The organism is Thalassolituus sp. UBA3500 (genome assembly GCF_002377545.1).
In the GTDB taxonomy this organism is placed as follows: Bacteria; Pseudomonadota; Gammaproteobacteria; order Pseudomonadales; family Oceanobacteraceae; genus Thalassolituus.
Genome location: NZ_DFQB01000032.1, coordinates 1 through 12,600, shown reverse-complemented (window position 1 = coordinate 12,600; position 12,600 = coordinate 1). Strand labels below are relative to the sequence as shown.

Genomic DNA, 12,600 nt, shown 5'->3' with positions numbered 1-12,600 from the left:
CGTTGTTGCGATCATCGGTATTCTGGCGTCAGTTGCGATTCCTCAGTATCAAACTTATACTGTGCGCGCAGCGACAGGTCCTGAAATTGTAGGTGCTGTGCGTCCTTTACAGTTAGCACTATCGGAATATGCAGCGGTTAATTTGGACTTACCTGCAAACGCTGCGGAACTTGTTCAGTGGGCTACCGGTGAAGCTGCTAACTGTCTGGGAATCGTTCAGGACGTTACCTACACATACACCGACAACTTAAACGGAATTATCACGGTTTCTACATACGCCAACGGAGCAACCCCTGTTGCTTCTTGTGATGCTGCTGGTGCCGGTCCATCGAGCGAGACTGCTCTCCAAGGTGTAACAGTCACTATTTCTGCTACAGGTAATGGTAACGGTGCAGTTGTATACGCGGTTACTGGCGGCACAATGCCTCCGAAATACCTGCCAACTATTGGTGGCTAACTCGAAGTTGAGCTAGTAATGATAAAAAGGGCCCCTGTGGCCCTTTTTTATTGCCCACAGACTGTGATTTCCTTCCCGGTTATTAGTCCCGCCACTGGCCGACTTTCACCGCCTTTGGTATGTTCTATCCATCAATAAGAAGAGGCAAATAGCATGACGTCGCTAACAGGCCTTCCACGTCGGTTGGTTGAGCAAGGGCTTATCGAACTCCACGCTGCTGAAGATATTTTAAAGAGCGCTAAATCCGACAAGCGCTCATTCGTTACTGTTGCAGTCCAGAAAGACCCTTCGCTTGCAGGCACAATATCAAGAATTGCCTCCGAAGAGTTTGGTCTTCCCGTTCTGGATCTAAGCAGCTTCGACTTCGATGTTGTTCCGTCTGACGTTGTCAGTCTGTCATTGATTGAAAAACATCGGATACTTCCGCTTTTCACTCGCGGCAATCGCTTGTTTGTCGCTCAGAGTGACCCTTCACTGATTAATGCGATCGATGAGATTAAGTTCAATACCGGCATGACCACAGAGTCAATTCTGGTAGAAGAAGACAAGCTCGCAATTGCCGTCGATAAGCTCATTAACGCTTCAGATACCAGCCTGGAAGATGCCTTCGGTGATTTGGACGGAGCGCTCGATGATGTTGACCTGGAAGATCCCGAAGCAAGGGACAAGGAGCAGGAAAAAGATGCCACACCGGGCGACGATGCGCCTATTGTTCGTTTTGTAAATAAGATGCTGTTAGATGCCGTGCGTATTGGCGCATCAGATATTCATTTTGAGCCTTATGAAAAAAGATATCGTATTCGTTATCGCACAGACGGTGTATTAAAAGAGGTGTCGCAACCTCCGATTAATCTGTCGGGCAAGATCGCTGCCCGCCTGAAGGTTATGTCTCAGATGGATATTTCTGAACGACGCATCCCTCAGGATGGCCGTATCAAAATGAAGATATCGAAGAACAAGGCCATCGATTTTCGTGTGAATACGCTACCTACTCTTTGGGGCGAGAAAATTGTACTGCGTATCCTTGACCCCTCTTCAGCAAAATTGGGGATTGACGCCCTCGGCTATGAAGAAGATCAGAAGCAGCTCTATCTTGAGGCGCTGTCAAATCCTCAGGGGATGATTCTGGTAACAGGCCCTACCGGGTCAGGTAAAACAGTTTCTCTTTATACCGGCCTGAATATTCTGAATGTCGAAGGTACTAATATTTCTACTGCAGAGGACCCAGTAGAGATTAACCTTGAGGGAATTAACCAGGTCAACGTGAATAACAAAGTCGGCCTCGATTTTGCCTCGGCACTACGCTCATTTCTGCGTCAGGACCCTGATGTTGTTATGGTGGGTGAGATCCGGGACCTGGAAACGGCTCAGATTGCCATCAAAGCGGCACAGACAGGTCACCTGGTTTTATCCACACTGCACACCAACAGCGCCGCCGAAACCCTGACGCGTCTGGCGAATATGGGGGTTCCTGCATTTAATATCGCAACGTCAGTTTCATTGATTATTGCCCAGCGTCTGGCCCGCAGACTTTGCAGCAACTGCAAACAACCAGCAGAGATTCCAGAAGAGGCACTCAAAGAAGCGGGCTTTAATAACGAGCAGATCGCCTCTGGCGACTTTTACCGCCCTATTGGCTGTGCAAGTTGCAATGCTGGTTACAAAGGGAGGGTGGGTATCTATGAAGTAGTTTCTATTACAGATTCAATTTCTCGTATCATTATGTCAGGTGGAAACTCAATTGAAATTGCCGATTCGGCACGAAAAGAAGGATTCGCTGACCTCAGAACGTCCGCTCTGAGGAAGGTCGCCGCTGGCATCACCAGCCTCGAAGAGGCAAATCGTGTGACAATGGACTAAGCCTCTGTCAGTATTACAGCTCGCTCTAGGGTCAAAAGTGTTATGGCAAAACAAGTAAAACAACAAAAGTCGAGTACCTTTGCCTGGGAAGGTATCAATCGCCGTGGGCAAGCTGCGAAAGGTGAGATCATTGCCATCAACTCTGCCTACGCAAAAGCCCAGCTGCGCAAGCAAGGCATAGAACCTCGCAAGGTTAAGAAGGCAGCAGAACCGATCTCGATTTTCGGTATCGGCGGTGGCGGCTCCAAAAAAATTAAAAGCAGCGACATTACCTTTTTTACCCGCCAGATGGCGACCATGGTAAAAGCGGGCGTGCCGTTGGTTCAGGCGTTCGATATTGTCGGTGACGGTATTGATAATCGCGGTCTCAAGAATACGATAGCGGATGTTCGAGATTCTGTTTCATCGGGTAATGACTTCGCCACAGCACTGAGAAAGTACCCCGAGCACTTCGATGACCTGACATGCAACCTGATCGAATCAGGCGAGCAAGCCGGTACTCTGCAGACCATGCTCGAGAAAGTCGCAATATATAAAGAGAAGACGGAAGCGCTCAAAGCCAAGATTAAGAAAGCGCTGATGTACCCCTCTATAACGATGTTGGTTGCCATTGCTGTGACTCTTATACTGCTTGTAAAAGTGGTACCGACATTTGAAGAGATGTTTACCAGCTTCGGGGCTGAGCTACCCGCTCCGACACAGTTTGTTGTTGATCTGTCAGAAAGTGCACAAGAGTATTACCTTTATATCATCGGCTTTTTAGTGATCGTGGGTGCAGGCCTTTATCATGCACTAAAAACATCGAAAGACTTCAAAGACAAATTTGAAGCGTTTTTGTTAGGCGTACCTGTTATAGGTGACCTGATCAAGAAGGCTGCGATTGCGCGATTTTCGCGCGTACTTTCAACCACTTTTGCCGCCGGTGTTCCTTTAGTAGATGCCCTGGAATCAGTAGCTGGCGCTGTTGGTAATTCGGTATATCGAAAAGCGGTACTGAAGATCAAAGACGATGTGGCCTCTGGTCAACAAATGCATCAGGCAATGCGCGATACCAAAGTATTTCCGAATATGGTGGTACAGATGGCGTCCATCGGTGAAGAATCTGGTGCACTGGACGAAATGCTCTCGAAGTCCGCCGATTACTACGAAGACGAAGTAGATAACGCAGTAGATAACCTGACGGCCATGATTGAGCCAGCCATGATGGTTTTCCTTGGTGTTGTTGTCGGCGGCTTGATCGTTGCCATGTATCTGCCAATCTTCCAGATGGGTGAAGCCGTCAGATGATAAATTTGCTGCAGCTTCTGTCTGAATCAACAGAGCTGTTACTTATAGCGACCCTCATCCTAAGCCTCCTGATTGGCAGCTTTCTGAATGTCGTCATTCTACGTATGCCAATCATGATGTTCAGAGGCTGGAAGGAAGAGTGCCAGGGGATGGAGGAAGAACTCCCTGATCACCCAGCCATTAAAGACCTGAGCAAGAGTTATAATCTGGTTACCCCAGCCTCCCACTGTCCTTCTTGTTCGGCACCGGTTAAGCCCTGGATGAATATCCCCGTATTCAGCTGGATTTTCCTACGAGGTAAGTGCGCGTCGTGTGGCACTCGTATTGGCCTGCGTTACCCGTTGGTCGAGATCGCTACGGCAGTAATGAGCGGCCTCTTACTGCTTAAGTTTGAATGGGGCTGGGCTCTGCTGGCGATGCTGGTGTTCACCTGGCTCCTGATTACGATGTCGGTTATCGATATTGATCATAAGATCCTGCCAGACACATTAACGCTAGGCTTGCTCTGGCTCGGTTTACTGCTCAATACGCAAGGTATGTTTACTGACCTTCAGTCGGCTGTTCTTGGGGCGGCGCTTGGTTATGGCGTGCTTTGGGGGTTCTTCTGGATCTTCAAACTGCTCACGGGCAAAGATGGTATGGGCTATGGTGACTTCAAACTTTTGGCCGCCCTGGGCGCCTGGTTTGGTTTCCAGTCGCTGTTGACCATTATCATCATGTCGAGCGTTGTCGGTGCCGTCGTTGGTATCGCAGGAGTGATTGCGCTTGGACGTGACCGCCAGGTTCCTATTCCTTTCGGCCCTTACCTTGCTATGGCGGGATGGATTGTCGCCATGTGGGGAGATGAAATCACTCAATGGTACTTCTCGGTCATATAACCGACGATACAATAAGCGGACTCCAAATCGATATGTTTATTCTCGGCCTCACTGGCGGCATTGGTAGCGGTAAAAGCGCAGCTAGTAAGTATTTCAGAGATCAGGGAATAACGGTCGTTGATGCCGATGTGGTTGCCCGTGAAGTCGTTGAGCCAGGCCAACCTGCCTTGATCGCCATCGAAGAACGCTACGGTACTGATGCGCTTCTTGATGACGGTACTCTCAACCGTGCCTGGTTACGCGCTAAAGTTTTTGCTGAGCCCGATGAACGCAAATGGCTGGAGAGCCAGACTCACCCACGTATCCGGGATAGCATCATTGTGCAGTTGAATGCAGCGACATCTCCCTACGCCATTCTCGAATCTCCGCTGTTGTTCGAGAGCGGTCAAAGCGAGCTGGTCTCCCGTACCCTGGTGATCGACGTTCCCGAGGAGATTCAGGTTGAAAGGGCCTGCTCTCGCGATAGCAACGGAGAAGAACAGATTCGTCGCATTATTGCAGCGCAACTACCTCGTGCAGAGCGGTTGCAGAAGACAGACGATGCGGTGGATAATTCAGGCAATCTTGAAGCATTGTATGAACAACTTGCAGCGCTTCATCAGTCGTACCTGCAATTAGCCTGAGGTGTTCGTGGAAGTTAAATGTCCAACGTGTGAAAAAACAGTCCAATGGACTCAAGAAGAGAAGTACCGCCCCTTTTGCAGTGAGCGTTGTAAGCTGATTGACTTGGGTGAGTGGGCAAGCGAAGGTCACGCGATTCCGGGTAAGCCCATGACGGATGAATTAATGTCTGGCGATATTCCAGCCGATATTTTCCCTGCCGAAGATAATCTTGACGACCACCTCAAGCGGCACTGACCCCTCATATCAAGCGCCATATCAAGAGCTATCTCAATACACTCGTGTATATCAGCCCAGGGACAGCGACTCAGTCGGGCCGCTTATCTCAACCGTTCGCGGGGATCTTTTCGACGAGAGCCATCAACTCTTCGGTTTTCACTTTATCTGACGCGAAAACGCGCCCTACTTCCGTCAGGTAGCCGGTCAGGCTCTTATCCATTTTCAGACCTTCGTTGAAGACCCGGTTGGTCTCAAGAATGCCGTTTTCAAGAACCTTCTGAATCACCCGCTCTTGTTGTTCATCCATACCCAGAAACTGGATTTCCTGCTCAATCCCATCGGCGATATCTTCCACGGCATCGACAATTCGCACCATGACGTCATGGTAGCCTTTGTCTATACCTTCCATTATGTGAGTCATGCGCGATGTCAGCTTCACCACAAGCTGACTTTCCAGCTTCAGTGACTCTACATTATCGAGTGCTCCTACTCTGGCATCCAGCCCCTGTAGAAGTGAAAAAACGTTATCTTTGATCGCGCCATACTTATTCGGGTCGTCTAAAGGCATGTTCCTGACAAGCAGCGAGACGCGGCCGTAATTCATAATTGAGCGCTTTCCGAAGTCGACATAGCGCCCCATTTCACTGCATTCCCGCAGTAAGGTTGATTCCAGGTCCTTGGCCATCCCATTCGCTTCCATGTTCTTTTCACCGAAACGACTACGAATCTGTAGAGAGCTGCTGATATTGTAACTTTTGAGTGCCTGAAACAGACGCATGCCCGCCTGATCAAGGTTTTCGCACTGATTAATATCCAGCAAAAACTGAATGTTGACGCCAAGGTCTGAGGTGTCTGACATGGCGATAAACGCCATTTCATTCGCCTTTTCCAGCTGTTGTTTAAGCTGCTCATTGGCAATACGGTTAAAAATCGCTTTCATGAGGCGAACCTGTAACTCCGCCCCGTTGCCAAACTGAATATGGTCGTCGCAACCTGCATCATAGAAACCCAGCCGGGAATCCAGGTCGCGCTCTTCTGTTGCCAGTACAACCACGGGTAATGGTGAAATTACCGGGTGATGTTTGAGTGCCCGAACCTGTGCCTGAGCGCCTGTTCCGTCAGCCTCTTTATCAAGTACGATAGCAAGCTTGTATTCTTTGAGGTCAGGCAGGTGAAATGTTTCCTGCGCAGTCGCAACAGCCAACAGCGAGAACTGATCTCCGAGGTTTTCCCCGAGCTTTTTTATATCGTTGCAGCCAACAACGAGGACCTTGTATTCCATAGGCGTTAAGGCATCTAGTGAGACGTATTACAAGGTTTAGTCCAGTTAACGCAAATTTACCAACGTGATTCACCGTTTGATTACAAAAGCTATCCTATTGATATCCTCATCAAATTATTTGTTACGTGGTCAGTCAACATAGAACTGAATGACAGATTTGCTAGCTACCGAAGAGAAGACAAAACTGGCCCGACCGAAACATGAGACCTGACTCACGCCTGAAAACCCTGACGTCAGATCAACATCAACTCTTTTGCTTTATGTATCGCCTGAGTCCGGCTGCCTGTGCCCAGCTTCACATTGATCTTGCGGGCGTGGGTTTTCACTGTATGCAGTGAGATATAAAGTTGATCAGCAATCGCTTGATTCGACATCCCCTGCGCCATGAGATTGAGTACATCGCGCTCACGCTCGCTGAGTGCCGATGAGGGCTCATGCGCCGGGTTCAGTTCGACCTTTGGTAAATCCAGAAAAGCCACCAATCCAGGTAACCAGCTCTGCAATTGTTGATTGACGCCCTCCGCACGAAACGTCTTCTTAACAACGTCGATCTGGCGCATAGCTTCAGCAGGTTGTTGCAACGTCATCAAGGCTCCGGCCCGAATCATGCGGATAAATACGGACATAAAACCGTCCGGGGTGTGGCGTAACCAACGATCCGTCAGATCAAGGCATACTTCTGGGCGCCCTGCCATCAGGTGTAACCGGGACAGGGTCAGTGTACTGAAACCCGGCAGCAACGCACTGTATTCACAGCGTGCTACACCGGCGCTGTCAGCATCTTCAAGCAGAGCTTCCAGGCAATCGTGAGCACGACGGAATTTCTTCTGCGAGATCCAGATGTTCGACCTCACTGTGTGTAACCAGGCGTAGGCAACGAAGTCGACCTGCTGTTCCTGCAAGCGACGCTCGCCGTCGTCCAGTACATTCAGGGCCAGTGAGTATTGCCCCTGCCCCATCAGGTTCAACGCCCGGATAGCGTATCCGTAGGCCGCTGCCGGATCAGAGCGCTCCTCACAGAGCAGCAATGCCTGAGTGAGAGCAGCATCAGTAGGTTCATCATTGTAACCAGTAATCCAGCCAACGGTTGCCTTCAGAATCTGCAACCGCGCATACGCCAGGCTGTTTCCGCCATGCGGGCTGGCCTCAAGCACTTCATGCCCCTGAGTCAGAACGGATAAGCACCGGGACGCATGGCCGCGATTGAACTCGATACGCGCATGATCGAGGTGTGCCATGCCTTCAAGCGCACTCTGGCGTGATTTGCGGGCGATATCGAGGGCAAAACGATTCCATATGCGCGAGCCATCAAGATCCCGATGCGCCAGAGAGACCAGCGCCAGCATCGAGGCAGTCAAAAATCTGAGACTGAAGCGTTCTGCCGGTAACATTTCCAGCGCCTGACGACATTGTCGCTCCGCTCGGGTTAACTCTCCCCGTGAGCCTGCCATATAGCCTTTTAAGGCAATCAAACCGGCTTCATCAATACCCGGAACCAATGACAAACGTTCAATAAGGTTCTGAGCTGCATCAAGTCGATTCGTCAGTAGATGAGTCCAGCACGCAATCTGCATCAGATCCGGCGACGTATATAACTGGTCTTCATTCAATTGATCGAACCAGACAGTCAGCCCCTGAGTATCCAGACTGGCGAGAATACTATCCGACTGCTGCGCCATCCAACCGGAGTCAATCGCCCCATGATCAGACTGCCCGGCATGAAATAATGCAGCAATGGCATCGTTGCGATCACGGAACCAATTGAACGCACGCAGATGAATATCCCTGCGCCAGTCTGCCGGACGTAACCGCGACAGACACTGCGCTACGATAGGATCCATACGGAACCACTCCGGGCGCCCCGGAACCTCCTGAAGGTACAAGCCAAGCGCCAGCAAACCTTGCATGTCTGCCGCGGCATAAATATCGGGTGCGACGGCTTTTACGAGGTCATCGTGAAAGGTCCCAAGCACCGCACATAAACACATCAGATCTCTTAAGGGCCCCGCAAGGTTTGTAATGACTTCGCCGCGAAGATAGTCAGACACCTCGTAGAGGCCCAGCTCTCCACTCCACCTCTCTGGCATTCCCGCACAACGCCACGCCATCAGCCAAAGCGCTAATCCTGCAGGCCATCCCTGCATTTTACGCAGTAAGGACGGAACTTCAGCCGACGGCAACGTCAGTTGTTGACGCTCCAGCAGGGCATTAAATTCTGCTATTGAAAAGCTGAGATCTCGGGTAGTTAACCAGGTAATGTCTGGCAACAACCCAATGCTGCCGCGGGCAAACGGCAAGTAACGCCCGCTGAATACGAGCTTCAGATTCGCCGGACGATAACGCAGGAGGAGCGTCGCAATTGCCCGGCTTTCCTCAAAATCAAGATATTCGACATTGTCAATGATAAGTACGAACTGGGCATCCTGTTGGCGAACATGCTCCAGAAGAGTCGCCACCGCCTCCATATCAGAGAGCGACGACGATACCTCCTGGGCGGCCAGGCCTAGCTTTTCCTCACACGCCCGCACCATCAACCGCGGCGACTCATCGAAACGATCGCACTGATAGTAAACGACGGTATGGTCCATCTCCAGCAGAGAGACACACGACGCTATCACTGAGGTTTTTCCATACCCTGCCGGCGCCAACATCATTGTCACTGGCGAGGATGCCAGTGCCGCCATAAGAATATCTGAGCGGTCAATATGGCTGGCAGGTGCCTCAGGTCGGGTTGTTTTAACCGCAATAACGCGCGTTTCTACATCGCTTTCATTATCGCTGGCGCGGGGAACAAGCACAGTGTCAGAATCCGTGACGCGAAGTTAGTAATATAGGCCTATAAAAACAAATCGGACGAGCTGCGGCAACGTTGGTCTGGTTACCTTCTGTTACCAGGACGCGACAACCACATCCAGATACCACTGAAAGCTAGCAGCATCATCACGAAAGCAGCGATGTCTACAACCCACACTCCCCAGCTACCAAACCAGCGGCCACTGTGCATATCCTGCATAATACGCTGCCAGCTGATGGACTGATTGACAGCAGGCAGTACCTCGTAAGTCGAAGTCTGGGCGACCGTAACTCTGCCTTCCAGGGTCAGTGTATCGACATTTAGTTTCTGCCAATAATCCGAAGAGCCGACAACCAATTGTCCATCTGAAACCGCCGGCTGTGCGTCTTCAGGCAGGCTAAGAAAAGCAGGATCAAAAGACTCAAGCAACTGATAGCTACCAGTCAGCAGATGCCAGACAGAAGCGCAACTGACGAGCACATATTCAGTAGTCTCTGCCGCGCCCGTCAGCCGGGAACAGTCTGCCAGCATATCCTCATCGAGCAGCAGCAGTCCGTTCGCAGAATGCAGCAACCCATGGCTGCCTTCGTAACCTATATTGTCAGGCAATAACGATTGATAGGGCCAAAGCAGAATACGACTCTGAGGGTAGTGATTATCCAGCTCCAGCTGCCCTGTATGGTTCAGCGCAACTCCTGTAATCACAAGAAGGATTAATAACAAGGACACCAGCAACCCGAGACGGCGATGCCAGCGATGCAGAAAAAAGCGGATTTTTCGTCTTAGCTGCGGTCTATGGTTCGACTGCATTATCCTCATTCGCCCAGCGATCTAATAGAAGCGCCAGTTTAGCGACTTTCTTCATTGTGCGCACTGAGTAGGTCGCACCGGAGATACCATCAATATGCTGAGAAAGATCGCCGCTTTCAGTCAGAGCGATATCTTTGTATTGACGGGTGTATTGTGGAAGGCGAATTTCATCCCCGCGAACTTCCCTGAAGACCATGACCTCGATACGCTCTATATGACCTGACGTTGTCACGATGCCGAAAGTGATTGGTTTCTCTTTGCCGATTTCACTCAGCGTCCAGAGATACCGTCCGTCAGCGGCAAGATAACGAAGTCGCGCCTGACGAGGCGCGTCTCCTAGCAAGGCCTCTGCTTGCTGTCGACGCTCTGGTGTCATCCAGAGCGCCGATTTTTCCGGTTCGGACTCGCTGAATACTTCAGCACTGATCTGCGCAGGCGTGTAATAGGTTGTACCGGCCGATACCGGCAAACCTATTATTAGCAACAAAGTACAAAGCGAACGTAACAAACCGGTCTACCTCAGAAGCTGAAACCTACGCCAAGATTGTAACCAGTGGCGCTCAATTCACCAGCGGTTTCCTGACGGAAGTAATCCGCCTTCAGAACCGCAGTATCAGCCAGCCAGTAGTTCACACCGAAGTCATTCTGAGTCTTTTCAGAATCATTGCTGTCACCCGCGGCGGTATCCCACATGCTGTTACGGTAGAACACACCAACCTGCTCGTTGATGCGGTAAGACGGCTCAATGTAGTAACCGTTTTGCTTAGATGCACCCGCTGCGATCAAATCATCTGCGGCATCATCTAGATTCCAAGCTGCATATAATGCTCTTACGCCGAACCCATGACGCTGGTAGACCGCATGGGCTTCGATTAATCGCCCACTTACCTCGCGATCACCAACTCCCTGTAATAAGTCGTCTTGGAATTGACCAGTCAACGCCAGTTCAAGGCCTGGAATCTCAGTATATTTAACACGAGCAGTATATGCAGCCTTGTTCGCCGGGGCCTCGGCAACCTTCTGTCGAGACGAACGCAGATTATCGTATTGGTCATCAATACCACCATCACCATCGACCTCGACGGCACTCAAGCCAGAGTGCATGGCAACGTCATAGCTCAGACCATCAGCGATTTTGCCCGACACCATGACACCGCCTTCCCACCACGTAGTAGGAATAATGCGCTTTTCAACGTTATTACGCTCAACGCCGTAGAATGTCTCTGGCTCATGCGTTTCGTTCAGAATACCCACAGGCAGCAGGAACAAACCGGTTTTTACCTGAGTGTTCTCTGTCACATCAACTTCGACATACGCCTGCTCAAGTTCAACTTCACCCGGCTTACCGTCACCTGCAAGGCTGTGCTCAAGCTCAAGTTCAGAGAAGAAACGTACTTTATCCGTGAATTCTTTACCGAAGAAAAGAACGAAACGGTGGTAATCAATCTCGTTGTCTTTTCCCTGGTTCAGATTCAGGTGCATTTCGCCGTAACCACCGATATAAACTGGGTTAGCCGGTCCTTCCGCTTGCGCATCAACCGTGTCAGCCAGCGCAGCAATCTGAGCTTTCAATTCGTCAATCTGAGCTTGTGTTGCAGCATCCGCCGCATAGGTCATGTTAGACAGGGCAATAGCGGTGCCAAGCACAGCGAGCTTTTTCATCGGGATCTCCAATTACGGGTCATCAATTTCATCAGGTTGTTCAATTGCGACAGGAAAGATACCCGAAGAAACAATACAAAAATAAATGCTACAGATTATTATTAACAAGACTATTTCAGTATCGTATACAATACTTCATGCGACTTAATACTTGTTTGAAGATTCCGCATACTCAACGTTAAAAAACTACACCGCACTCGGTAAGGTATAGAGAAAGGCAGAACTCCCATCACTCCGTTCAATCAGGTAAACTCTTATGCCAGAGAATTGCGAATCCACGCCACGAATCAGGCCCAATACAGCACATGACCATGCAAGAGACTTATCAACCCCAAGCCATTGAATCAGCAGTTCAGAATCACTGGGGAAAAAATCAGGTATTTAAAGCCGTAGTCGACAGCAACAAAGAGAAGTTCTACTGCCTGTCGATGTTCCCATACCCAAGCGGGCGGCTACACATGGGGCATGTGCGTAACTACACCATCGGTGATGTGATCTCCCGCTACCAGCGCATGCAAGGTAAAAACGTCATGCAGCCAATGGGCTGGGATGCGTTTGGTCTACCTGCTGAAAATGCCGCGATCAAGCATCAGGTCGCTCCTGCCAAGTGGACCAAAGAAAACATCGCCTATATGAAAGGCCAGCTGAAGTCGCTGGGTTTTGGTTACGATTGGGATCGTGAACTGGCGACCTGTGACCCGGAGTACTACCGCTGGGAGCAGTGGTTCTT

Annotated in this window: 12 protein-coding genes; 7 read left to right on the top strand and 5 right to left on the bottom strand. The window is 50.3% G+C overall.

All coding sequences use genetic code 11. The features are described 5' to 3' along the window. The 6 genes from B2R29_RS07540 to yacG all read left to right on the top strand — a co-directional run. Positions 1-457: pilin (locus tag B2R29_RS07540; protein WP_301180478.1), on the top strand; the 457-nt coding region annotated here is incomplete at its 5' end. A 153-nt stretch (positions 458-610) separates the two neighbouring features. Beyond that, a complete protein-coding gene (gene pilB / locus B2R29_RS07535) occupies positions 611-2,317 on the top strand; it encodes a type IV-A pilus assembly ATPase PilB (protein WP_301180477.1) in 1,707 nt (568 codons plus the stop codon). 42 nt (positions 2,318-2,359) lie between these two features. Then, on the top strand, positions 2,360-3,604 hold the full coding sequence (locus B2R29_RS07530; protein WP_301180476.1) for a type II secretion system F family protein: 1,245 nt from the start codon (positions 2,360-2,362) through the stop codon (positions 3,602-3,604). Beyond that, positions 3,601-4,482: a prepilin peptidase gene (locus tag B2R29_RS07525; RefSeq protein ID WP_301180475.1), complete on the top strand. Its 882-nt coding sequence runs from the start codon at positions 3,601-3,603 to the stop codon at positions 4,480-4,482. Before B2R29_RS07530 ends, B2R29_RS07525 begins: the two co-directional genes overlap by 4 nt. Before the next feature lie 32 nt (positions 4,483-4,514). Then, complete coding sequence (gene coaE / locus B2R29_RS07520) at positions 4,515-5,105, top strand: dephospho-CoA kinase (RefSeq protein WP_301180474.1); 591 nt, start codon at positions 4,515-4,517, stop codon at positions 5,103-5,105. A gap of 7 nt (positions 5,106-5,112) precedes the next feature. Then, positions 5,113-5,340 (top strand): DNA gyrase inhibitor YacG, encoded by a 228-nt coding sequence (gene yacG / locus B2R29_RS07515; RefSeq protein ID WP_301180473.1) that lies wholly within the window; start codon positions 5,113-5,115, stop codon positions 5,338-5,340. Between the two features lie 88 nt (positions 5,341-5,428). Here the strand turns inward: yacG and B2R29_RS07510 are convergent, their stop codons facing one another. From B2R29_RS07510 to B2R29_RS07490, 5 genes are all read right to left on the bottom strand, one after another. Beyond that, positions 5,429-6,604 carry a hypothetical protein gene (locus B2R29_RS07510; protein WP_301180472.1) on the bottom strand — a complete coding sequence of 392 codons (1,176 nt, stop codon included), beginning with the start codon at positions 6,602-6,604 and terminating at the stop codon, positions 5,429-5,431. A 233-nt stretch (positions 6,605-6,837) separates the two neighbouring features. Beyond that, positions 6,838-9,402 carry a LuxR C-terminal-related transcriptional regulator gene (locus tag B2R29_RS07505; RefSeq protein WP_301180471.1) on the bottom strand — a complete coding sequence of 855 codons (2,565 nt, stop codon included), beginning with the start codon at positions 9,400-9,402 and terminating at the stop codon, positions 6,838-6,840. Between the two features lie 80 nt (positions 9,403-9,482). Then, positions 9,483-10,208, bottom strand: coding sequence for a PepSY-associated TM helix domain-containing protein (locus B2R29_RS07500; RefSeq protein WP_301180470.1), 726 nt, complete (start codon positions 10,206-10,208; stop codon positions 9,483-9,485). Further along, on the bottom strand, positions 10,192-10,716 hold the full coding sequence (locus tag B2R29_RS07495) for an FMN-binding protein (protein WP_301180469.1): 525 nt from the start codon (positions 10,714-10,716) through the stop codon (positions 10,192-10,194). Before B2R29_RS07495 ends, B2R29_RS07500 begins: the two co-directional genes overlap by 17 nt. An 11-nt stretch (positions 10,717-10,727) precedes the next feature. Next, positions 10,728-11,870 (bottom strand): porin, encoded by a 1,143-nt coding sequence (locus B2R29_RS07490; RefSeq protein WP_301180468.1) that lies wholly within the window; start codon positions 11,868-11,870, stop codon positions 10,728-10,730. A 311-nt stretch (positions 11,871-12,181) separates the two neighbouring features. Here B2R29_RS07490 and B2R29_RS07485 point away from each other — a divergent pair. After that, positions 12,182-12,600: class I tRNA ligase family protein (locus tag B2R29_RS07485; RefSeq protein WP_301180467.1), on the top strand; the 419-nt coding region annotated here is incomplete at its 3' end.